Below are 22,827 nucleotides of genomic sequence, written 5' to 3' on the forward strand. Positions count from 1 at the left end.
CTTGTTTAGTAATGAAAATTTTTAATAAAAATTGCTGAATCACTACAAAAAGAGGAGGAAATTGATGATGGGTAGATTAGACGGTAAAGTGGCGATTATAACTGGAGGAGCAAGAGGAATGGGGGCTTCTCACGCCAGAAAATTTCTGGAAGAAGGCGCAAAAGTCATGATTACGGATATTCTGGAAAAAGAAGGTCAGGCATTGGCAAGTGAGCTTGGTGACAACCTTAAATTTATGAAGCATGATGTTACGAAAGCGGCTGACTGGGAGAAAGTGGTTGCGGAGACGGAATCAGCTTTTGGCCCCGTCAGTATTTTGGTGAATAATGCGGGTATTGTCATGCTCAAGCCGATAGACGAAATAACAGAAGAGGATTACCGAAAAATTATTGATATCAATCAAGTAGCGGTATTTCTGGGGATGAAATACGTTCATAAGTCCATGTCCAAAGCGAAAAATGGCTCGATTATCAACATTTCATCCGTTAGTGGCCTAAAAGGAAACAGTGGTTCGGTGGCTTATGATGCTTCGAAATTTGCTGTAAGAGGCATGACGAAAACTGCAGCAGTCGAGTTCGGGGCCGAGGGGATCCGCGTAAATTCCATCCACCCGGGAATTATTGAAACGCCGATGATCATGCAGGAAGATGCAAAAGATCTCGTGAGGGAGATGGCTAAAGACGTTCCTTTAAAGCGGACAGCTCAACCGGAAGAAGTGAGCAATCTGGTTGTCTATTTAGCTTCAGATGAATCCAGCTATTCTACAGGGTCTGAATTCGTGATTGATGGCGGGATGACAGCGAAATTATAAAGTGTGAACAAAGATGAAAAGCTGTCGAGAGAATTTCTCGCCAGCTTTTTCTAATTGGGTGCCAACTTCTGCCCAGTGCTTGTTATCAGTTTCAAATGGGTTTTTCGCTTTTCGCCTGCGAAAAGCATCCGTTTTGGTTTTTGACCTTAACTTTTGGAGGGATATTGATCAAAATAAAGTTTAGCATGAGAAACTTGTGAGGATTTCTTCATCCTGAGCGCCGGATTATTCATTTGAACGCCGATATCCGCTGATCCGGCGTTCAGGAAGTTATTCCGGCGTTCAACGAGATAATCCGGCGTTCAGAGCGTTCTGTCTTTTCTGCGCCTGCAAATAGCATCCGTCTCAACAAACAAGCAACCGCCATTCCAAAAAGGAATGGCGGTTTTCACAAGGTTTTTTTCGCAGCTTCAAAGCCCCGCTTCGTCGCGGACATTTTCTTCTGTGATGCTGCCGTGGGGGCCTGTTCCTTTTACCGAATCCAAATTGACGCCGAGATCTTTCGCGAGTCTTCGGAGCCTTGGCGACACCCGGACGAATGTGCTGGATTCGGGGCTTGTGCCTCCGCTATCCGTGTCAGGTTCGGACGCCGGCGGCTGATCTTGGCCGGCTGCCTGGTTTCCAGCAACCCCTTCAGGATCGATAGTGGCGAGCACATCACCGACTTTTGCAGTGTCGCCTCGTTTCACCGCGATTTTCTGGATCGTGCCACTGCTTTCGGCTGTTATTTCCGAAACAGCTTTTTCCGTTTGGACTTCGACCAGCGGCTGACCTTTTTCCACAAAATCCCCTTCAGACACAAACCACAGAACCATGAGGCTTTCATCCACATCCTCGGCCAGCTGTGGCAATCGGACTTCAATCATTCTTCCACCTCCAGAATCACTTTTACGCTTCGTCCATCATTTTTTTCACTTGTTCATAGATTTTATTGGGCCCCGGAATAACGAAATCTTCCAGCACGCCGCTATACGGAATCGGGACATCGGGAATCGCCAGGCGGCTGATCGGTGCTTCCATTTCGAAGAAAGCTTCTTCCGCGACAATCGCTGACACTTCCGCCGTCATTCCGTAGGACAAGTAGTCTTCATCGACCACGAGCAGGCGGTGCGTTTTCTTGACCGACTCCAGGATTGTATCCTTGTCAATCGGTGCCAATGAACGCAAATCAATGACTTCTGCTTCGATGCCGTCTTTGGCCAGCCGTTCTGCTGCTTCGACCGCATAATGCGTCATCATTTGAATGCCAACAATCGTCACGTCTTTGCCTTCCCGAACGACTTTTGCTTTATCGAGCGGCACCGTATAGGATTCTTCCGGCACATTTGCGACGGCGGCATCCAGCTGTTCCATCCAGCCCAGCCCTTGAAGCGATTTATGGAACATGAAAACAACCGGATTGTCATCGCGGATTGCTGACACCATCATGCCTTTCAAATCGTAGGGATTGGACGGTGCGACAACTTTCATCCCCGGCATATGGGCAAACGTCGCATACAGCGTCTGCGAATGCTGGGCCGCATCACGGTAACCGCCGCCGACCGCTGTCATCAGCACCATCGGCAGTTTGACATTGCCCCCCGACATATACTGGATTTTCGCCATATGATTGTAAATCTGGTCCATGCAGACGCCAAAGAAGTCTACGAACATCAATTCCGCGATCGGCCGCATTCCTTCCGCCGCTGCACCAATGGCTCCACCGATAAATGCCGTTTCGGAAATCGGTGTATCCAGTACACGCTCGGCGCCGAATTTTTCGATCAGCCCTTGTGTGGAACCGAAGATGCCTCCGTAGTTCGCGATATCTTCACCCAGTACAAAAACATTTGGATCCTTTTCCATTTCCTGCGAAATCGCTTCGGCCATCGCTTTATTGCCGGTTAGGATACGTTTTTTTGCTGTTTCCACAATAGATCGGCTCCTTTTCTTTGTTATGAGTTAAAAACATCGTCCAGCGCGGATTCCGGAGCAGGATAGCTGCTGTCGCGCGCAAATTGGTACGCTTCATCCACTTCCTGTTTGGCGCGTTTTTCCATGGCCTCGAGATCCGATTCGCTGATCTTTTCGGTTTCAGCCAATACTTTGCGCAGCTTGATGATTGGATCGAGCTGGCGCAGTCCGGGTACTTCCGCAGGATCCCGGTATAATTCCGGGTCTCCCTGGAAATGGCCTAAAAAGCGGTAGGTCTCGATTTCGATGATTGTCGGTCCCTGGCCGTTTCGTGCCCGGTTTATCGCTTCTTCTGCCGCCTTGTACATGCCAATCGGATCATTGTCTTTCACAAGAGCGCCGGCAATTCCATAAGCAGATGCCCGCAAGTCATTCGATTCGACGGAAGTTGACGATTTTTTTGGCACGGAAATGCCATATGAATTATCTTCGACGACGACGATGAGCGGCAAATTCCATAGGGCTGCAAGATTGAGCGATTCATGGAAAGAGCCAGCATTCGCTGCACCTTCACCGATGAAAGCCACAGCCACCCAATCGTTTCCTTTCATCTTGCTGGTCAATGCCGCGCCAAGTGCATGGGGGATACCGGCACCGACAATTCCACCGCAAGAGAATTTCACTGCCGGATCGAACAAATGCATGTGGCCGCCTTTTCCTTTGCCAAGCCCTGTTTCCTTGCCGAAAATTTCCGCGGTCATCTTTTTCAAATCGACGCCTTTGGCAATGGCATGGTGATGCGGTCGATGGGGAGCCGTTACGGTATCATCTTTCGTCAGATGGACGCAGATACCGACGGCCGCTGGTTCTTGTCCGGTTGCTAAATGCATTTCACCGGGAATGGGTCCTGCACCGATATTGAAGACTGGCGTTTTGCCTTCGGTGTACGCTTCCACCATCTGGTCTTCGTAATAACGGATCTTCACCATCTGTTCATACATCCATTCCAGTTTATCGACGGATACTGCCGGTTGCTTTTCTTCGAAAATAGTCACTGCTTTTCCTCCTTTTCATGTGATGAAAAAATAAACCCAATGACATTGGCGTAAGGAAACGGAAAGAATTATCTCAATAGTAACACTATTCTGTCATTTATGTAAATATCCATTATAAATACGAAAATTTTTTATCCAGTAAAAATCCAGACAAGCAAAAAGCCAGCCGAAATCGGCTGACTTTGAGTACTCATATTGTTTTATTGAGCTAAAATTTTAGAGGGATCACAAACCAGAATGCGTAGCGGCCATCATCAAAATCCAAACCGATTTTTCCTTTGTGAAGTTCCACAATTTCCTTGGAAATGGCAAGTCCGAGTCCACTGCCACCGGTTTCGCGATTGCGGGAAGGGTCGGTGCGGTAAAAGCGTTCAAAGATTTTCTCCGCATCCCTTTCCGAAATTTCCTGGCCTTCACTGATGACGGCTACACGATAATCGGTGCCGGAAATTCTTCCTTTGATCCGAATCGCGCCTGTTCCATCATAATAGCGGATGGCATTGTCGATAATGTTGCCAAGGACCTGCTGAATACCGCCTTTAAAGACGGTGACAATTCCGGGCACAGCATCGATTTCGACCTGAATATTTTTCTCTTGAAGCCGCCAGTGGAACATTTCGACCATTTGCCGGATCAGCTGATTCATGTCTTCCGGCGCAGATTCAGCCAATGGTTTCGCGGCGGCCATATCCCATTCTTTCAATTGTTCCAGTTGCTCGACCATTGCCGTCAGACGTTTCGCTTCCCCGTGCAGCGATTGGAACAATGCGGTATCGCCCTGAATAACGCCATTGCTGAGGGCCTTCATATAACCGTTCAGATTGGACAACGGTGTTCTGAATTCATGGGATAGATCCGACACGATTTTCTGTCTGGACTGTTCGTTTTGCTTTAATTGCAAGACGAGTTCATTGAAATGGCCGATCAATTCGCCGATTTCACCTTCGGAGTCGGTTTGGATGGTGTTGGGGTATCGGCCATCTTTCATGACTTTTGTTGATTGGATGAGTTCTTTCAAAGGATTCATCAACTTTTTGGTGAAATAAAAATGAAGCAGGCTGCCGCCGACAATTGTTGCGGCGCTGAAAATCCAAAGGTATTGCAGGAGGGCGGCGTTAAACTGGTTTTGACGCTGGACATCCGGTTCCATGCCGCTGACCAATGCGCACGCTGCATTATAGATTGTAAAACTGCTCAATATTATGACCGTAGCAAAGGCAATGGTGTTTAAAAAGGTCAGCCGCCAAAGGATCTGTTTTGGCCACAGCGTCTTGATCAACTTACTCATGGACGAATTTATACCCCATTCCCCGGACGGTCAAAATGCGTTTCGGGGCAGAAGGCTGATCTTCGATTTTTTCTCTCAGATTTTTGATGTACGCATCGATTGTACGGTCCATCACCATCTTGTCGTTATACGGATACAATTGATAAATTAAATCGTCGCGGCTCAGCACGATGTTCGGGTTGTCCATAAAGTGGAACAGCAGATTGAATTCGTTTTTCGTCAGCGCCAGCTTCTTGCCGAATAATTGGACTTCACCTTTTCGCGGCTGGATGGATAGGGCGCCGTGTGTGATTCTTTGGCAGAATTGGCCTGTTCGCCGCAGCACCGCTTCCACATGGGCGACGAGTTCATCCGGCTCGAAAGGCTTTGTCATATAATCATCAGCGCCAATTTTCAATCCATTGATTTTGTCTTGGGTTTTCGCTTTCGCTGACAGCATAATGATCGACACTTCGTTGCGTTTTTGGCTTCTGAACCAGCCGCATAATTCTTCTCCGCTAATTTGGGGAAGCATGAGGTCGAGGATCACCAAACAAGGTTGAATATCCAGAAAAGATTTTTTTGCCTCTTCGCCGGTTGCCGCTGCAGTCACTTCGTAGCCGGCATTTTTCAAGTAAATGGAAATGAGATCTCGGATCATCTGATCGTCTTCCACGACCAATATGGTAGTCTTCAACTCTTACACCTCTTAGTTGATAAATTTAAAAGCTAGTTCATTTTTTTCACTTCCTGGGCCATCAACTCTTTGTTCATGGCGCCCGGCGCTACAAATGAGATGCGCCCTTCCGAATCAATCATATAAGAAGTCGGGTAGGCCTGTACTCTATATTCCTCTGAAACTTCCGAATTTATGTCCATTGGGATTGGGAAAGTCAAGCCGAAATCTGCTACAAAATTCACTATATTTTCTTCGTTTGCTTCAGTTGGCGTCAAATTGATAGCCAAAATTTCTACCGGTACTTCTTGCTCTTCGTAAAGTTGTTGCATGTCCGGCATTTCCGCTCTGCAAGGTGGGCACCAGGTCGCCCAAAAATTGATGAACACCCGTTGGCCCCTGTAATCGGATAAACGCACCGTTTGTCCGTCCAATGTCGTCAATTCGAAATCAGGAGCAAAATCTCCGACTGCAAGGCCGGTCTCTCCGGATTGCTCGGTTTCCGAAATCCCGGTTTCCTGTGCCGTCTCTTGGTCAGAGAGCAGCAAATCATACATCGTCCAGCCGACCATTGCCGTTATGATAACACCCAGAATCATTTTTTTCATTAGATTAAACCTCCATAGTTATCCTAGTTTCGCTAACCAAGTATCTTTGATCAATTCCAATATTGCGCCGGTGATGACCGGCATCTGCCCGAAGAACAGCACGAGGCCCATAATGACCATCGTAACGCCGCCGATTTTCATGATGAATTGGCTTTTGCGAACGATCCATTTGGTCGAACCCAAAAAGAACGTCAACACCACAAACGGTAACGCGAAACCGAGCACATACATCAGCGTATAAAACATGCCATGGCTGGGGTTGCTGGCGGACAACAGGAGGATCGAACCAAACACCGGCCCGATGCAAGGCGTCCATCCCGCAGCAAACCCGAGTCCGATAAAAAAGGTGCCGATGTAGCCCGATGGCCGACTTTTAAATTGGAAGCGTTGCTCTCTCATCAAGCTTGTGATGTTGATCCAGCCTCCGATAAAAAGTCCCATGATTAAAATGAAGACGCCGGCAATGCGCTGTATGAACAAACCGGAATCTCCCATCAGCAAATCTTGGATCCATTGACCGAAAAAAGAAGCGCCTGCGCCCAGGCTGATGAAAACCAGCGACACACCGGATAAAAACACCAGAGAATGGCTCATCAGCCTCTTTTGAATTTTTACATTCCGATCACCTTGCAGCTCTTTTACGCTGATGCCGGTGATATAGGAAAGATAGGCTGGAAATATTGGCAAAACGCATGGGGATAAAAAAGACAGCGCTCCGGCGGCAAAAGCCAGGAGCATCCCTAAAATTAACAGTGTATCCGCATCAATCGAACTCATTTATTGCCCTCCTTCTGCTGCTTAACAGCATAAAAAAATAACCTGCGATGAAAAGTGTGACGATAAACCAGGGCTTCATCACGTAACCGAATGTGGAAGCGAAGGATTGGAGCGAGAAAATCAGCAGCATACCGGCGGCCCAGACACCTATAAGGACAGTGCCGAGGCGGTAAGGAGATGCCTTGCCGTTTAGCATCAGGAACAATGCCAGCAGAACTCCAGAAAGAATCAAGTTCCCAAAGGCGTATCCATCATCAAACCAGGTTAATTGGGCGAATTCATAAAAAAATGATGCCGGCAATAAAATATACAACAAGGTTTGGAGCGTCTCCCAAGCATGGATTCTGCCGCTTCGCACGCCATAAAGAAGCAAAGCAGCACTGAAGGCAATGGCAAGATAGAAAGATTGGGAATCACTGGGGTAGGCAAGCAATGCCAGCGGATCGCTGAACAGCAAAGGAAGGTTCAATAGGATTTTTGCCAACCACAGGAACAGGATTAAATTGATGATTTGGGAAAATGCTTCTTGTGCCCGCTTTTTCTTTTGCTTTTTCGTTACTTCACTGACAATATAAAAAACCGCAATCCCCAAGAGGATGCTGAAAAAATTAATGAACATGGGCAAAATTCCGACTGTCGCCATTGGTTCCTCCTCATTTCTGTTTCATTCAACATCAACTCTACGGGTTGTATATGAAGATTTCATGAATATATTCCAAGTTTAGGGCAGACGCCAACACATTCGCGGAAGCCCATTTTGTTGCTAGGGAGTAATGAGAATTTCAAAGTAGCTTGGACAAAAGAGAAGAGCATATGGTTTAAGGTGATCCAGTATTTTGATCCCTGTTGATTGAAAGCAAAAAGTATTTGAACGCACAAAAAAAAGGAACAAGGCCCCCAGTTAGAGCAGGGCGCTTGTTCCTTCATTCCTGATTAGCGGTGTTTGTAGTGTTTTTTGTCTTTTTTGTAATAATGTTTGTGCCAGTAGAAGTGTTTTTTACCTTTTTTGTAGTAATAGTGTTTGTGAAGATAGAAATGTTTAAAGAATTTGTATTCATTCTTGTTGTCTTTATAGCGGTCTTTATATTTGTCTTTGCCTTTGTCTTTGCCTTTATCTCTGTCTTTTTTGCCTTTATCTCCTTTTTTGTCTTTATCGTCTTTTTTGTCTTTGTCTCCGTGTCTATCTCTGTCTCTATCTCTGTCTCTGTCTCTATCTCTGTCTCCGTCTCTGTCTCTGTCTTTATCTCGCTTATCGTCATAGCGTTTGTCGTCATGATCGTAATCACCATGTGCCAAAGCAGCAGAGCTAGCGCCAAATACTAGAAAAATAGCCATCATAATTGTGAAAAACTTTTTCATACTCTCTCTCTCCTTTTCATAATCAGATTGTGTTCATTCTCTAGGCTGAAGGCGGAGAGCCAAAAATTTTCATCATTTAGCACTTGGAGAGAATATGACCTCCTTTAAATTTGATTGTAAAACAGAAGCGCTACACTTCTGTAGTTACTGGAAATGATGTTTATTTGATGTGCACACGCTCATTCTATAACAAAAATCAAAAAAATACCACAATATTTCGAATATTTAATGTGTTTCTTCTAAACTCATTCATTATAACTATGAAGGGGATATTTCATATAACTTATGCTCTAGCTGCATGAAAAAATAAGGAATGCAGGATTAATGGTTAAAATTAGTAAGACGTTAGCGAGAAAAAATTTGAAATTGGCAAAAAATTCATAATCGGCGGTAACCGTTAAGGGTCGCGGCCCAGTGATGAAGTTGGTGTAAATGAACGGGCGTCTTACGGAGGTCTATTTTGACTGAACATTCTTTCTATTATCCGGGAAATTTAGGTATAATAATAAAAACTGAAGGGGGGAAGTTGATGAATCCGCCGACTCGCAAAGACAGGATGGAGGAGCTGAAGTTTTTTGTAGGCACCTGGATATTGGAAGTGACCCACCCGCATCTTCGGCCGCGTCCGATTGTAGGCGAAACTAAATTTGAGTGGATGGAGGACGCTTATCTCATTCAGCGCACAAATTTAGACAAATTTGAATTTCCGAGCAGTACAATAATTTATGATTGGGATCCGGAAAGTGATCAGTACGTGCAGCATTATTATGATTCGCGCGGCGTGACGCGTTTATACGGGATGAGTTTAGAAGATGGCATCTGGAAATTGTGGAGAGACACGGACGATTTTTCGCCGCTCAGCTTTCTGCAGCGGTTTACCGGGACAATTGAAGAGGGGGGCAATACAATCGACAGTGTCTGGGAACAATCGGAGGATGGCATCAAATGGAAACATGATTTCAAATTGGTTTTGAGAAGGAAAGAGGAAGCGTTATAGACTGACCCTCTGCCTGCTGATTTCAAAAGCAAAAAAACAGCTGCTCTCGAGGATGAATTCCTTCAGAGCGGCTGTTTTAAATTGATGATGATGCGTTCATCAGTTGGTGTTCGTTTAATTCATGCTGTACTTGTCGGACGTTTCACAAACCGCCTTCAGATTGTTCAACGTTTGCTCCATGGAATTGTCCATCAATTTTTTGATGATGAGCGTATTTGCCACTTTTCCGATCAGCTTTCCGGGCAATTCATAGTTCATGTCGAAAGAAAGTGTCACACCGTCTCCTTCAGGAACATATGTCCAGGACTGTTCGGAACTTAATGCGCCTTTGACAGTGCCTTTCCACGAATACTGGTCGCCATTCTTACCGGTTTCCAACACTTTGACCTTAATGGGCAGATGCATTCCCAGCATGGTGTACTTCAAATCCATGGTCGTGCCGGTTTCGCCTCTGCCTTCCAAATTCTCTGGCTCAGAAAGGCCGACATACCATTGGTACCAGTGAGTCGGGTCGATTGCGTATTGATAAACCTCGTCAATCGGCCGGTCAATGAAAACACTTTTCTTGATATTCCACATTCCATGTTCCTCCTCGGTGATTGAACAAATAGATGTTGATCCGGGTACGGGACTGGATTTTCGGATACCGTTCTTAGCTCGTGTTTCAGTTGCAGTGTAGAATCTTTGGCTCCCTGGACCATGCAGCGGGAAATTTCTGTCTTTCTCTCCAACTGATGAAAATCATCAATTTTACACATCTGTGAATGCGGGCAGGGGATTTGCGGGCTTCTTGAGCTTCATTACTTTTATTTAAATGAAGCAAGCCATTTCATATTTTCGCATCCTATTATAAAGGATTTTTACTGTGATATCAATTAATTATCATAAAATTCTGTTGATTAATAGAGCACGAGTTTATATTCACGATGCGTGCCAATGTAACAGGCCGTTATTGCTGTTATTCCACAACGATGCGGCCGTTATTCGAAACAAGTCGGATCAGCACATCGCCGTTGCCGAAACTGAGTTGTCGGGTATCTTGTCCGTAAAGATTGATGCTGCCATTATCGATATCCGCTTCGATGCGGGCGTTGTCCGGTTCGTTCACCGTGCGGATTTCAATGCTGCCGTTGTCCGTTTCAAAGTCGACCGGGGAATCGAGGATAACGGTGGTCAACTCGATGCGGCCGTTATTTGCTCTTGCCAGCAACTCACCCGATACACCTGTGAAAATAATACGGCCGTTCGAAGAGCGCGTGCTGATATTGGCGTCCATGTCCCTCAGCTCAATGCGTCCATTGTCGGTTTCGATATTAACCGTGTCACTGTCGACCGCTTCCAATTCGATGCGTCCATTATCCGCTTCAATCGAAATTTCGTCCGCGCCGATATTTTCCGCATGGATGGCGCCATTATCGCTATTTACTGTAAGGGATGCAAGGCCGTTTTCCGGAATATAGACTTGCAGCGAGTAGGAGCGATTAAAGCCGAAATTGAAGAATGGGGAGCGGTCTTCCACTTCGATCTGCAAGCGGCTTCCGGAAATATCTGTCTCTAATGTAAAATCATCGTTGTTGCCGGTCATGGTAATGCGCGTAGTGTCGTCATCACTCGGCAGAATTTCCACACGGGCATTATCCACTTCGATTTCCACATCTTCGATTTCTTCATCAAAAGTTTGTTCATCCTGTACGTCCTGTTGTCCCGAATCCGAATTGTAGATGGCATATAAGACAGCAATGACACCGATTACGATCAGCACTGTTACGATGATCAAAACCCTCACGAAGATTTTCACAGCTGAATTCTCCTTTCTTCACTAAAACATTCGCAGCATTGAGCACAAGGCGACAGGGGATTTCCAAAGTTTGTTGAATACATAAAACAAGAGCAACAGAAGACAAGGCAGGGCGGAAGGAAGGATAATCATGAAATCCATGCAAAACAAGCGGGTGATTGCGGTGGAGCGGATTGTTTATTGGTCCGTGCAGGCCTCATTGTTGGGGGGTATCTATTACATGTATACCCAGGGCAATGGGACGAAAGTGTTCATGGGTTTTCTGACCGTCGCGGTCATGGTGGCCATCGCCCTTGTGCAAAGGCACTTCCATTATCCACTGCCATCCATTTTCACAAGCGTCGTTTATATCTTCGTCTTTTTCTCGGTTGTTATCGGCACGTTCGGTGGAGGCTACCAGATCCGGAATTTCGATGACTTCCTCCACATTTTTTCGGGTATCTGGATCGGCTATGCCAGTTGGATCATCCTCCGGCGTATGCTGCAGAACGGGGGAGCGGCGAATCTGCCAAACTCCTTTATCGCGCTCTATATGATCTGTTTTTCATTGGCCGCTGCGGCTGCCTGGGAATTGATGGAGTTCGCTGGCGATAAATTATTCAGCTTCACCGCACAGGGGCGGGATCCGGACGACACGATGATTGACATGATCATGGGATTGATCGGCGGTTCAATCACGGCTTTTGTCATTGTAAAATTGCGTAGCAAAGACAAGGGTAAGGAAATTCGTGAAAAGGAGTAGCGGGCGATGCACATCATTAATCATCTTTTCTATGCTACTGATTTTACCATAAAAGTCATAGATATCAGAAAAATCAGTCTTTAAAAGAAGTACATGTTATATTATAGAAGAAAGGGAGTGATTTCGTGGAAGGTGCTTTCATGTTTTCTCCTCTCGCCAGTGTTGAACTGGTCATAGAAGGGAGGTGTTTCAATGGGAGATTGGGGCAGGTTTCTTGAGGTGAATGCGTCTCGGATTTTGGAGTTAACCTTTGACCACGTCGTGCTTGTTTCATTGGCAATTATCGTTGCGCTATTGATCGGCATTCCACTCGGCATTTACTTGACCACGAACAAATACCTTGCAGATACAGTTCTTCAAATTGCTTCCATTACATTGACGATTCCGAGCATTGCACTTTTTGGGGTGATGATTCCGATCTTTTCGCTTATCAATCAGGGCATTGGATTTGTGCCAGCTTTTGTGGCGCTGGTATTGTATTCACAGCTGCCGATTATCCGCAATACGTATACCGGCATAAAGAATGTCAATCCGGAAATGCGTGATGCTGCGATCGGCATGGGCATGAAAACGCATCAGCGTTTGTTGCGTGTCGAAATTCCGAATGCATTGCCAGTCATCATGGCGGGTATCCGGACCTCGGTTGTCATGAATATCGGAATCGCGGTCATCGCTGCGTACATTGGCGCTGGCGGTCTGGGTATCCTGATTACACAAGGGATCAGCAGAAATGATAATTACTTGATCATCAGCGGTTCTATAGCTGTTGCGATTCTAGCGATCATTGCGGATTCCATTTTACTCTTCATTCAAAAGCGTTTTACGGCAAAAGCGTTGGTCAATTAACTGCAGAGAGGTGAGTCTATGATTTCATTTAATCATGTAACCAAAAGGTTTGGAGAAGATATAACAGCGATCGACGATGTGGATTTCACGGTTGAAGAAGGGAAAATCGTCGTGTTGCTTGGCCCCTCAGGCTGTGGGAAAACAACGCTGTTACGAATGGTCAACCAGCTGGAGACCATTTCGGAAGGTGAAATCATCATCAATGGTGAAAACTCCAAGGATCTGGACCCCATTGAATTGAGAAGAAAGATCGGCTATGTCATTCAAAGCAACGGGCTGTTCCCGAACATGACGATCGAACAAAACGTCATGATCGTTCCGGATCTTCTGGGGTGGAGCAAAAATGATAAGCGGGAACGCTTCGAGTACTTGATGAGTCTGAGCGGGTTGGATGCCAAAGAATATGGAAAGCGCTTTCCGCACGAATTATCGGGCGGCCAGCAGCAACGCATCGGCGTGGTGCGCGCACTTGCGGCGGATCCTCCTGTTATGCTGATGGATGAACCGTTTGGTGCGCTAGATCCGATTATCCGGGAAAAGATACAGGATGAGTTTTTGCAGATCCAGCGGGAAGTGAAAAAAACGATTCTCTTTGTCAGCCATGATATCGATGAAGCGATCAAAATGGCGGATAAAATCGTGCTGCTGCGCGACGGGAAAATCATGCAATTTGATACGCCTTCGAAAATGCTGTCGCAACCGAAAAATGAGTTTGTTTCCCAGTTCTTTGGCAAAGACCGGGCCATAAAAAGTTTAAGCTTGCATACTGTCGCAAATTTACGGGAAATCATCGGTCTGGGTCCGGTTGATGAACAGATTGAAGATACCAAAACGATCAATGTCCATCAGGATTTGCGCAATACCTTGTCGATGCTGTTGAATCAGGAAGCTGATCAAGTCATTGTAAAAGATGATGACGGGGAAAACATTGGAACGATTACCATTGATCTGGTCCAAAAATATTTGCAGTATGAAATAAAAGGGAAGATGGTGGCCTCCCAGGAAGGGTGATTCGGTGAAGCGTAAAAAGTTGATAGGCGATGTTGTCAGATACTCACTTTATGTATTGGTTGCTGCATTTTTTATCTGGGCGATCTCCAATAATTATTTTGATTATATCTTCACGCAATCGGGAACATTTTTGGTGTTGTTGAGGCAGCATATTGTACTGGTGCTTGTTTCTTCACTGCTCGCGATTATACTGGCAGTGCCGGCCGGCATCCTCGTCACCAGGCCGAAATTCAAAAAGGTGGGATGGCTGTTTTCCAATATCGCGAATTTGGGGCAAACAATTCCAAGTCTGGCTGTCCTGGCATTAATGATCAGTGTTTTAGGCATCGGTTTTCAAACCGCGGTTTTTGCGCTGTTCATTTATTCGATTCTGCCAATTTTCAGAAATACAGTGGCAGGCATCGATTCCATTGATAAGAACATGATCGATGCAGCAAAAGGGATGGGCATGAAACCATATCAGATCCTATTCCGCATCGAACTTCCCAATTCAGCTTACTCAATTCTTGCAGGCATCCGGACGGCTGTCGTATTGAATATCGGTACAGCGGCTCTTGCCTATGTGGTTGGAGCAGGCGGGCTTGGTGTTTGGATCTTTACCGGAATCAGCTTGTTTGATAACGGCTTCCTGATTTCCGGCGCCATCCCTGTGACGTTATTGGCGATAATAGCTGATTATATACTGCGTAAAGTGGAATATGTCGTTGTGCCAAAAGGATCAAGGCGTATTGAGAATGCATAGCGACAGCGAATAGGAGGTATCAGAATTTGTGGTTAACTCACTCAAACTTATCCCTCTGCTGATTATCACAATGATCCTGTCGGCCTGTTCGGGCATAGGATTTACAGGAAAAGAAGTGACTGTAGGGGGCAAGAACTTTACTGAACAATATATCTTGTCAGAGATGACTGCTTTCTTATTGGTAGAAGAAGGATTCAAAGTAAACCAAATGAACAATCTTGGCAGCAGTGTTGTCCGATCGGCATTGGAAAACGGCCAAGTGGACTTGATGTGGGAATACACGGGAACGGCGCTCCTCACCTATATGGGCGAAGAAGCCATTGCCGATCCCGAGGAGGCTTTTCAAAAGGTCAAAGAAATCGACAGTGAAAACGGGATACACTGGATGAATATGTCGGAAGTCAACAACACCTATGCGCTCGTCATGAGAAGTGAGCAGGCGGAAGAGCTCGGAATCGAATCCATCAGTGACCTCGCCGCATATATCAATGAGAACCCCGGGGAGTTGACGATGGCTGCCGATGCCGAATTTGCCAATCGTTCAGACGGCTTGCCGGGTGTAGAAGAGACATATGGCTTTGAATTTGGCTCCGGCCAAGTAAACCAAATGGATCTGGGTTTGACACAACGGTCGTTGAACAATGAGCAGGTTGACGTTTCGATGGCTTTTGAAACAGACGCCACGATCAAAAATTATGATCTGGTTGTGTTGGAAGACGACGAATTATTCTTCCCGCCATATCGGATAGCTGTGACGATTAACCAGGAGGTATTTGAGGAATATCCTGAAATTGAAGAAATCACAGCCCGCTTGGCAGAAAACCTGAACAGCGACATTATGAGAGATTTGAATTACCAGGTTGACATTGAAGGGCAGAGCGTTTCAGTTGTTGCTTATGACTGGCTTGTTGAAAATGGCTTTGTGGAAGAAGAGTAGGAATAAATGGGAACTGATACAAAAAAGCCGCCAATCCTTTTTGAGGATGGCGGTTTTTTCAATGTACGGAACAATCCTTTGGCTGATCTATAATTGAGTGGTTTTCTTGTCTTCGATTTACTCATCTTCGAAAGATCAATCAATAATGATGTCCTTCCCCTGTTCGCGCAACGTCTTTAAGGAGTCGCGCATGTGCTTGAGTTCTTCATCGGTATGCCTGTCCCAAGCGCCGAGTTCAGCAACGACTTTAAGAGGTGACATCGACCGGTAAGATCGTGTGGGATTGCCGGGAAACCGTTTGTCGGTCAGGTTTGGATCATTGTCGAATTCACCGATGGGTTCCACAATGTAAATTCGTTCTTTTAAATCGCCTTCTGCTAATTCAGCGCCCCATTTGGCCGCTTCGAGTGATGCCGTAAAATAGATGTAATTGGATTTTTTGTCCTGAAAATTGGATTGGTTTTGCGCTTTCAACTCTTCGCCAATTTTCAATTGGGCTTTGGTGCCGTGAAAGAATGGGCCAGGATCCAAAACGTCTTTGTTGTCAGTCATGCTGAAAAAACACCTCCATACTGTCGTTATTACTACATACGACGAGGGAGGTGTTTTTTCCTTGTTTTATTTGAATCAATCAATTAATTTTTCAAAAATAGCTCGGGTTTATTTTGTATTCGTGAATCCACCGTCGATGCGGATGGTGTCGCCGTTGATATACTGAGCGTTTGACGTCAGCAGGAAAGCGACGAGTTCGGCGACTTCCTCCGGCGTACCGAGGCGTTTCTGCGGAATGCCCGCTTCGGCGCTCGCTTTCATGTCCGGATTGTCTTCGAAGAATTTTTTGACCATCGGCGTTTCCGTCGGGCCCGGCGCAATGGCGTTGACGCGGAGACCGTCTTTGGCATATTCCGCCACCAGACTTTTCGTCATGCCGACGATGCCATGCTTCGTCGCACCATAAGTGACAACGGATGATTGGCCAATAACACCGGCGCTGGAAGCGGTATTGACGATGGAACCGCCGCCGTTTTTCAGCATGGCTTCTGCCACATAGCGGAGTCCGTATAACGCGCCGAGCATATTGATGCCGACAATTTGGTCGATTTCTTTAATGTCCGTTTCCAGGAAATTCTTGCCGCTGCCTGAAATGCCGGCATTATTGAAGAAATAATCGATCGTGCCGAAATGCTCCAGCGTTTTGTCCACGTAATTTTTCACTTCGTCCGCTTTTGAAACGTCGGCTTTAATGAAAATCGCATCGACGCCTTTTTCTTTCAGTTTTTCGACAGTTTCGTTGCCGCCTTGTTCACTGATATCGACAACCGAGATGTTAATGCCTTCGTCTGCAAGGCGCAGTGCCGCTGATTGTCCCAGTCCACTGCCGCCTCCGGTGATGATTGCTGTTTTACTCATTGATTTTCCTCCTCTGAAATAAATGCATTCTCTTTAATGGTTTCCCGAAATGAGGGGGCGCTAATCAGAGGAGGGGGAATTGGTTGCATGTCCATCTTCAAACAACAGATTCGTTGTGTTTTTCTTGCTGCTTAAAGCGGGTTGGAAAGATAGCTGATTCTGATAAAACGACGTATAATTTTAGGTAGAATAGATGTGGAAAGCAGCGCCATCAGCCGTTTGGAAACATGCAATATTAAAATCCGGATTGGAGGAGGAAACGATGGAAGAGCGGCAAAACCTTGCGTTTGCGCTTGCCAGCGGTGAAGGGGAGAAGTATTGGTTTTTAGGGACGTTGATGGAGGTGAAAGTAACAGGTGAAGAGACGGGCGGCCAGTTCAGTATACTCGAAGAAATCGATGCGCCGGACTTTGTGACGCCATTGCATATCCACCATAAGGAAGATGAATGTTTTTACCTGCTGGAAGGTGAAGTAACATTTACGATTGGCGACAAAACCATCTCAGCGAAACCGGGTACTTTCGTTTTTGCACCGCGCGACATTGCCCATATGTACAAAGTGGAGGGATCTCAGCCGGCCAAAATTTTATCCATGTTGACGCCTGCGGGATTGGAGAAGCTGTTTATTAAATACAGTGTCCCAACAACAGAATACAAGCTGCCACCGGATGATATTGAATCGGATGTGGACAAATTATTTGCTGAATCTGCCGATTATGGAATTGAAATTCTGGACTGAAAATCGATTCAAATACAAAAACGACCGCCATTCCCATTTGGGGATGGCGGTTGCTTTCGTTTGCGTATAGTCATTCTAAAAACTTTTAGGTTTAATTGAAATCCGTTACAACAAACGTACCAGTCGTTTTAAAATTGCTCATATCCTGCAATCATCGAGATCTATTAAGCAATCGCGAACTGGAAGTGATGAAAGAGATATCGCGGGGAGCCGCGTCAAAGGAAATTGCGGATTCACTTGGCATCAGTGAATTCACAGTAAAGCAATATGTAAAACTGGCCATTAAAAAAACCCGAGCAACGAATCGGGTCCATGCGGTGTCGGAGTTGATCAGGAGAGGGATAATTACGTGATTGTCACTTTTAATAAAATATAGACAAAAACCGCGATTTGGATGTGACTCCAGATGGCGGTTTTCTAGTTGAATATTTTAGGTTTTATAACTCAATTCATCCTAGCGGGAAGTTAGATCGAACATGGTAAGAACGGTTTAATCTCATTAAAAAACTTGAAGCTTTCAACTAGTTTGCTTTCTGTTCATAATAATAGTCATGATTGTATTGATTGAGACGAACGTTATAACGGCAATGTTCAATGGCACAAATAGCCATTCCGGATAATCGATGATGGACATCGTCAATATATATCCAAGCAGTAGAATCACACTCAGTAAAGACAGGATTAAAAAAGCGATTTGACCCCTTTCCATTGTAATTCCGCCTCTCAAAAGTCGCAAAGTTTCAATAGAATTGCAGATAATCGAAGGCTATTAATTTAAACTTTCTACTATCTCACCCTGCTCATCATAGCCAAACGCGTTATCAACTTCCCCGAAAAACTCTTCCGCGTTTATTGCTAAATGCGATGGGAAATCAGCTATAAAAGTATTGTTGACGGCTTCGATTTCCTGAGACTCTCCATTTTTATAGGTAATGACAAATTTTTCAACCGTATGTTCATCTGTTCGGATTGCCCCATGAATGATATTGCCAGCTCCGTCAAAATGGTTCGCTGACATAAAAAAAGGAAAACCGCTTTCCGACTCGAAATTCGTACCGATACTTTGTTCATTGTCGTAGCTGTATTCGCCACCTTCAAAATGGTAGACACCTAAAATATGCTGTGTTTGATCCACATAATAAACCAAGTTATTTTCTGCATCTTCGTTGAGAACTTCTATTGAATCGTCCCATTGACTTTGCACAGCTTTGCCTAAAGAATCGTAGCCTCTATTGCATCCAGTCAACAGGAGCAACAAAGTTATCAGCGTGATAATCACTTTATATACCTTCAATTAACTTCCCCCATGTTGCCAATTTTCATTTGAAATAAAAACATTGAGTTACTAGTGGAAACGCGTTCCTGAATCCAATATAGTTCCAATTATTTACCATGGTTTCGCAGAACCATTCATGACTCTGGTTCTTTCTGTATAATTTCATTTTAGCATAAATTGTCAATGCAGGATTTCTGCGCGGAATATTTTGGGAGGAAGTAAAGACGAACCGCCATTTCTTCTTCAGAATGGCGGTTCAGCTTCATTTTCTTCATTAATTCATAATCCCTCAAGAGAATAAAGGAATATCCATCGTTGTCTGAGCTGGCTTCGTCTCCACCATCACGTTGCCGTTGCGAATCGAGTAGAGCACGGCAGCCTGCGTACGTATCGCTTCGTATTCGGATTCGGAATCGAGGACGATCAAATTGGCTTGATGGCCTTCTTTGACGCCATAGCCTTCTTCGATTGCCAGCGTTTTGGCGCCGTTGACGGTAATCAGGTCGAGCGCTTTGACGATGTGGGCGTAATCGGTCATATGGCAGGCATGCAGGCCGGTGTCGACGACGCTCATCAGATTGCCGTCACCGAGCGGGTACCACGGATCCATGATCGAATCGAGGCCGAAACAGACGTTGATGTTTTCAGCGACCATCTCTTTCACGCGGGTAACGCCGCGGCGTGCCGGGTGGCCATCGAATCGCCCTTGCAAGTGCAAGTTGGCTTTAGGCAATGAAACAAAATTGATGTTCGCTTTTCTCAACGTCTGGAACAATTTGTAGGTGTAGGCGTTGCTGTAGGAAGCCATCGCCGTCGTGTGGCTGGCCGTTACGAGGTGGCCGATGCCGAGCTTCAGCGCTTCGCCCGCCAGCACTTCCAGGTAACGCGACTGGTCGTCATCGATTTCATCGCAATGGATGTCGACCAGTTTATCGTATTTCACCGCCAGTTCCAATGCTTTCATCACGGAACGGACGCCGTCTTCGCGCGTCAATTCGTAATGCGGGATGCCGCCGACAACATCGGCACCCATTTCCAGCGCTTTGATGAGCAATTCTTCGCCGTCCGGTTTTGTGTACAAGCCTTCTTGCGGAAGTGCCACCAGCTGCAAATCCATCCACGGTCTGATCTCTTCTTTGACTTCCAACAACGCTTTCAACCCTTTTAAGCTTGGGTCGCTGACATCGACATGCGTCCGTGTATGCTGGATGCCGTGTTTCAGCTGCATTTCGATCGCCTTCATCGCCCGCTTTTTGATGTCTTCTTTGGATTCGTTGATCAGCTGTTTGCGTTCCGACCAGATTTCAATCCCTTCAAAAACGGAACCGGATGTGCTCCAGCGGGGTGTTCCGGCCGTCAGCACATAATCCAGGTGGATATGCGGCTCGACATACGGCGGCAATACCAGTTTGCCGTTCAAGTCGATGGTTGGTTCATCTGCTGCGCCGGTTCTCTTCTCCGCCACCTTGATGGAATTGATTTTCTCCGCCTGAATTTCAATATCCCACAGGCCTTCCTGTCCGTAAAGTTTCGCGTTTTTCAATAACATGCTGCATACTTCCTTTCGAGAAATTAGAGTCTTGCTGTCGTTCGGGCGGGACCTGAAATCTCCGCCAATAAATAAGTTCACCTCTTCTGCATCTTATCAAAGGGGCGGGGGATATGCAGGGTTGGCCCCTTATTTTTGAATGCCTCTGGCAGGATGTGTAAAATGGAAATTACATTGGAATTGGAAATTCACTATATGAAAGAGGGGCGATGCAAGATGAGTTCAGAAACCATGAAAACATTCGGCTTTTACAAACCGGGTTCCAAAGAAGAAGCGATGAATTTTGAAATGGTGGAGCAGGAAAAGCCGACACCGACGGGACGTGATTTGCTCGTGGAAGTCAAAGCGATTTCCGTGAATCCGACCGATCTCCGGACACGCGACGGGAAAAAGGAAGACGATGATTCGCTGACGGTGGTTGGCCGCGATGTGGCGGGCGTCGTAGTTGCAACAGGAGAAAATGCTGCGCTGTTTAAAGTGGGCGACGAAGTGTTTTATGCCGGCACGAACAATCGGCCCGGTGGTCAAAGCGAATTCCATCTGGTGGACGAGCGCATTGTCGGGAGAAAGCCGGAAACCCTTAACTTTCCGCAGTCAGCTGCCTTGCCACTGACTGGCATCACTGCTTATGAAGCGCTTTTTGACCGCCTCGGCATTTCGAAAGAAGCCGCTGGAAATAAGGGCAAGAGGATCTTGATCATCGGAGCGGCAGGAGGCGTGGGCTCGATTGCGGTGCAGATCGCCAAACTCGCAGGCCTCACAGTCATCGGCACAGCATCGCGTTCTGAGACGTTCGAATGGGCAAAAGAACATGGTGCTGATCATACGATCAATCACCACGAACCGTTCGGGCCGCAGTTGGAGCGACTCGAAATAGAGGGCGTCGATTATATTTTCTGCTTGAACAATACCGATGAGCACATGGCCGAAATGGCCAAAGCGATTTTACCTCAAGGGAAAATCTGTTCGATCCTGCCGGCCTTCAAGCCGCTCGATCTTGCGCTGTTCGGCAAAAGCGTCACGTTCGTCTATGAACTCATGTATACGCGTTCTGTGTTCCAGACGGAAGACATGGTGCATCAGCATATTATTCTGAACAAGCTGGCCGATTGGGCGGAGGACAATACGATCCATTCGACCATGACCCAGCATTTCACCCCGATTTCTGTGGAAAATTTAAAAGCAGCCTACACCAATCTGCTGACGGGCAAGACGATCGGCAAGATTGTTTTGGAAGGACCATTCGAATAAAGCAATTATGCCCGTCATTCCTTATTGGGATGGCGGGTTTTTAGATGGATACTTTTTGCAGGTGAAAAGTGAAAAATTGGAAGAAATACTTGGGAGATTTCTGGTTTTGTTCTGAAGGTCATGAGTCCCCGCCTTTATTCAAATTATCAAACAGTTCTTTTGACGGAACTCCGAATGAGTCGTATAGTGAGGATATAGTAATTATCTCGAAATAATTATATTTTAGTTCGAGATAAAAAAGAAAGGGAGATAAATTATGAAATTACAAGGCAAAGTAGCAGTTATTACAGGCGGCGTTTCCGGTATTGGGGCGAAAACAGCAGAGCTTTTCATCCAAGAAGGCGCAAAAGTGGTATTGGTCGACATGAATGCAGAAAAAGGCAAAGCGTATGAAGCGGAACTGCAAGCAAAAAATGCTGATGTACTGTTTGTCGAAGCGAACATTACAGATGAAGAGCAAGTGAAAAACGTCTTTAAAGAAACCATCGCTAAATACGGCCGTGTGGATGTGTTATTCAATAACGCAGGCATCGGCCGGGTCACACCGACGGAAGATCTGGAATACAGCGAATGGCGCAATACAGTAAATGTCGATTTGGACGGCGTTTTCCTGGTAGCTCGTGAAGGAATCCGTGAAATGCTGAAAACAGGCGGCGGTACGATCGTTAATACGGCTTCGATGTACGGCTGGGTCGGTTCACCTGGATCTGCGGCATATAACGCAGCAAAAGGTGGCGTCTTGAACTTGACTCGTTCGCTTGCACTTGAATACGCGACAAGAAACATCCGTGTAAACTCTCTGGCACCGGGCTTCATCGATACACCGATCATTCCGGAAGAAAGCAAAGAGCAGTTGAAATCAATGACACCGATGCAACGCCTTGGACAAGCGGAAGAAATGGCGAAAGCCGTGTTGTTCATGGCTTCGGATGATTCTTCGTTCATGACGGGCAACACGTTGACGGTTGACGGCGGCTATACTGCACAATAATTCCTGAAATGCTTTATGGGAATAATAAATAAACCAGCTAAACGGAATTCAATAAGAAGAGGAGACGGCCTGGAATGGGCCGTCTCCTTTTT

General features: G+C 46.0%; 27 protein-coding genes. 11 read left to right on the forward strand and 16 right to left on the reverse strand.

What is annotated here, in order from left to right:
• The first annotated feature begins 67 nt into the window (after positions 1–67).
• The gene (locus tag DHX103_RS11460) at positions 68–811 is read left to right on the forward strand and encodes a glucose 1-dehydrogenase (protein WP_422124762.1); all 744 of its coding nucleotides are present in this window, start codon (positions 68–70) and stop codon (positions 809–811) included.
• 410 nt (positions 812–1,221) lie between these two features.
• Here the strand turns inward: DHX103_RS11460 and DHX103_RS11465 are convergent, their stop codons facing one another.
• From DHX103_RS11465 to DHX103_RS11505, 9 genes are all read right to left on the reverse strand, one after another.
• A complete protein-coding gene (locus tag DHX103_RS11465; protein WP_422122414.1) occupies positions 1,222–1,677 on the reverse strand; it encodes a biotin/lipoyl-containing protein in 456 nt (151 codons plus the stop codon).
• Between the two features lie 22 nt (positions 1,678–1,699).
• A complete protein-coding gene (locus DHX103_RS11470) occupies positions 1,700–2,680 on the reverse strand; it encodes an alpha-ketoacid dehydrogenase subunit beta (RefSeq protein WP_422124763.1) in 981 nt (326 codons plus the stop codon).
• A gap of 65 nt (positions 2,681–2,745) precedes the next feature.
• Positions 2,746–3,705, reverse strand: a complete 960-nt coding sequence (locus DHX103_RS11475) for a thiamine pyrophosphate-dependent dehydrogenase E1 component subunit alpha (protein WP_422124764.1) — start codon at positions 3,703–3,705, stop codon at positions 2,746–2,748.
• 262 nt (positions 3,706–3,967) lie between these two features.
• Positions 3,968–5,047, reverse strand: a complete 1,080-nt coding sequence (locus tag DHX103_RS11480) for a sensor histidine kinase (RefSeq protein ID WP_422122415.1) — start codon at positions 5,045–5,047, stop codon at positions 3,968–3,970.
• Positions 5,040–5,723 (reverse strand): response regulator transcription factor, encoded by a 684-nt coding sequence (locus DHX103_RS11485; protein WP_422122416.1) that lies wholly within the window; start codon positions 5,721–5,723, stop codon positions 5,040–5,042. Before DHX103_RS11485 ends, DHX103_RS11480 begins: the two co-directional genes overlap by 8 nt.
• 32 nt (positions 5,724–5,755) lie before the next feature.
• Complete coding sequence (locus DHX103_RS11490) at positions 5,756–6,310, reverse strand: redoxin domain-containing protein (protein WP_422122417.1); 555 nt, start codon at positions 6,308–6,310, stop codon at positions 5,756–5,758.
• An 18-nt stretch (positions 6,311–6,328) separates the two neighbouring features.
• Positions 6,329–7,087 carry a cytochrome c biogenesis CcdA family protein gene (locus DHX103_RS11495; RefSeq protein ID WP_422122418.1) on the reverse strand — a complete coding sequence of 253 codons (759 nt, stop codon included), beginning with the start codon at positions 7,085–7,087 and terminating at the stop codon, positions 6,329–6,331.
• Positions 7,074–7,730 carry a hypothetical protein gene (locus DHX103_RS11500; protein ID WP_422122419.1) on the reverse strand — a complete coding sequence of 219 codons (657 nt, stop codon included), beginning with the start codon at positions 7,728–7,730 and terminating at the stop codon, positions 7,074–7,076. Before DHX103_RS11500 ends, DHX103_RS11495 begins: the two co-directional genes overlap by 14 nt.
• 290 nt (positions 7,731–8,020) lie before the next feature.
• On the reverse strand, positions 8,021–8,446 hold the full coding sequence (locus DHX103_RS11505; RefSeq protein WP_422122420.1) for a hypothetical protein: 426 nt from the start codon (positions 8,444–8,446) through the stop codon (positions 8,021–8,023).
• A 529-nt stretch (positions 8,447–8,975) separates the two neighbouring features.
• On the opposite strand from DHX103_RS11505, the gene DHX103_RS11510 reads away from it, so the two are divergent.
• Positions 8,976–9,443: a hypothetical protein gene (locus DHX103_RS11510; protein ID WP_422122421.1), complete on the forward strand. Its 468-nt coding sequence runs from the start codon at positions 8,976–8,978 to the stop codon at positions 9,441–9,443.
• A gap of 114 nt (positions 9,444–9,557) precedes the next feature.
• Here the strand turns inward: DHX103_RS11510 and DHX103_RS11515 are convergent, their stop codons facing one another.
• Together DHX103_RS11515 and DHX103_RS11520 are read right to left on the reverse strand one after the other, a co-directional pair.
• A complete protein-coding gene (locus DHX103_RS11515; protein ID WP_422122422.1) occupies positions 9,558–10,022 on the reverse strand; it encodes an SRPBCC family protein in 465 nt (154 codons plus the stop codon).
• 379 nt (positions 10,023–10,401) lie between these two features.
• Positions 10,402–11,241 (reverse strand): DUF4097 family beta strand repeat-containing protein, encoded by an 840-nt coding sequence (locus DHX103_RS11520; protein WP_422122423.1) that lies wholly within the window; start codon positions 11,239–11,241, stop codon positions 10,402–10,404.
• Between the two features lie 130 nt (positions 11,242–11,371).
• Here DHX103_RS11520 and DHX103_RS11525 point away from each other — a divergent pair, with 130 nt between their 5' ends.
• The 5 genes from DHX103_RS11525 (at position 11,372) to DHX103_RS11545 (ending at position 15,519) form a co-directional block, all read left to right on the forward strand.
• Entirely contained in the window at positions 11,372–11,983 is a 612-nt protein-coding gene (locus tag DHX103_RS11525) for a hypothetical protein (protein ID WP_422122424.1), read from the forward strand.
• Positions 11,984–12,175: 192 nt separating this feature from the next.
• A complete protein-coding gene (locus tag DHX103_RS11530; RefSeq protein WP_422122425.1) occupies positions 12,176–12,829 on the forward strand; it encodes an ABC transporter permease in 654 nt (217 codons plus the stop codon).
• A gap of 18 nt (positions 12,830–12,847) precedes the next feature.
• Complete coding sequence (locus tag DHX103_RS11535; RefSeq protein ID WP_422122426.1) at positions 12,848–13,840, forward strand: ABC transporter ATP-binding protein; 993 nt, start codon at positions 12,848–12,850, stop codon at positions 13,838–13,840.
• A gap of 4 nt (positions 13,841–13,844) precedes the next feature.
• The gene (locus DHX103_RS11540; protein WP_422122427.1) at positions 13,845–14,582 is read left to right on the forward strand and encodes an ABC transporter permease; all 738 of its coding nucleotides are present in this window, start codon (positions 13,845–13,847) and stop codon (positions 14,580–14,582) included.
• Between the two features lie 28 nt (positions 14,583–14,610).
• A complete protein-coding gene (locus tag DHX103_RS11545) occupies positions 14,611–15,519 on the forward strand; it encodes a glycine betaine ABC transporter substrate-binding protein (protein WP_422122428.1) in 909 nt (302 codons plus the stop codon).
• 135 nt (positions 15,520–15,654) lie between these two features.
• On the opposite strand, the gene arr is transcribed toward DHX103_RS11545, so the two are convergent.
• Positions 15,655–16,071, reverse strand: coding sequence for an NAD(+)--rifampin ADP-ribosyltransferase (gene arr, locus DHX103_RS11550; RefSeq protein WP_422122429.1), 417 nt, complete (start codon positions 16,069–16,071; stop codon positions 15,655–15,657).
• Positions 16,072–16,179: 108 nt separating this feature from the next.
• Entirely contained in the window at positions 16,180–16,929 is a 750-nt protein-coding gene (locus DHX103_RS11555; RefSeq protein ID WP_422122430.1) for an SDR family NAD(P)-dependent oxidoreductase, read from the reverse strand.
• A 262-nt stretch (positions 16,930–17,191) separates the two neighbouring features.
• On the opposite strand from DHX103_RS11555, the gene DHX103_RS11560 reads away from it, so the two are divergent.
• Together DHX103_RS11560 and DHX103_RS11565 are read left to right on the forward strand one after the other, a co-directional pair.
• Positions 17,192–17,668 carry a quercetin 2,3-dioxygenase gene (locus DHX103_RS11560; RefSeq protein WP_422122431.1) on the forward strand — a complete coding sequence of 159 codons (477 nt, stop codon included), beginning with the start codon at positions 17,192–17,194 and terminating at the stop codon, positions 17,666–17,668.
• A gap of 188 nt (positions 17,669–17,856) precedes the next feature.
• Positions 17,857–18,021: a response regulator transcription factor gene (locus DHX103_RS11565; protein WP_422122432.1), complete on the forward strand. Its 165-nt coding sequence runs from the start codon at positions 17,857–17,859 to the stop codon at positions 18,019–18,021.
• Between the two features lie 164 nt (positions 18,022–18,185).
• Here the strand turns inward: DHX103_RS11565 and DHX103_RS11570 are convergent, their stop codons facing one another.
• From DHX103_RS11570 to codA, 3 genes are all read right to left on the reverse strand, one after another.
• Positions 18,186–18,377, reverse strand: a complete 192-nt coding sequence (locus DHX103_RS11570) for a hypothetical protein (protein WP_422122433.1) — start codon at positions 18,375–18,377, stop codon at positions 18,186–18,188.
• 60 nt (positions 18,378–18,437) lie between these two features.
• Positions 18,438–18,962, reverse strand: a complete 525-nt coding sequence (locus DHX103_RS11575) for a hypothetical protein (protein ID WP_422122434.1) — start codon at positions 18,960–18,962, stop codon at positions 18,438–18,440.
• A gap of 271 nt (positions 18,963–19,233) precedes the next feature.
• Positions 19,234–20,493 (reverse strand): cytosine deaminase, encoded by a 1,260-nt coding sequence (codA, locus tag DHX103_RS11580; RefSeq protein ID WP_422122435.1) that lies wholly within the window; start codon positions 20,491–20,493, stop codon positions 19,234–19,236.
• A 162-nt stretch (positions 20,494–20,655) separates the two neighbouring features.
• Here codA and DHX103_RS11585 point away from each other — a divergent pair, with 162 nt between their 5' ends.
• Positions 20,656–21,744 (forward strand): zinc-binding alcohol dehydrogenase family protein, encoded by a 1,089-nt coding sequence (locus DHX103_RS11585; RefSeq protein WP_422122436.1) that lies wholly within the window; start codon positions 20,656–20,658, stop codon positions 21,742–21,744.
• 253 nt (positions 21,745–21,997) lie between these two features.
• Positions 21,998–22,735 (forward strand): SDR family NAD(P)-dependent oxidoreductase, encoded by a 738-nt coding sequence (locus DHX103_RS11590; protein ID WP_422124765.1) that lies wholly within the window; start codon positions 21,998–22,000, stop codon positions 22,733–22,735.
• Positions 22,736–22,827: the final 92 nt, after the last annotated feature.

The organism is Planococcus daihaiensis, assembly GCF_049262615.1.
Classification (GTDB): Bacteria; Bacillota; Bacilli; order Bacillales_A; family Planococcaceae; genus Planococcus.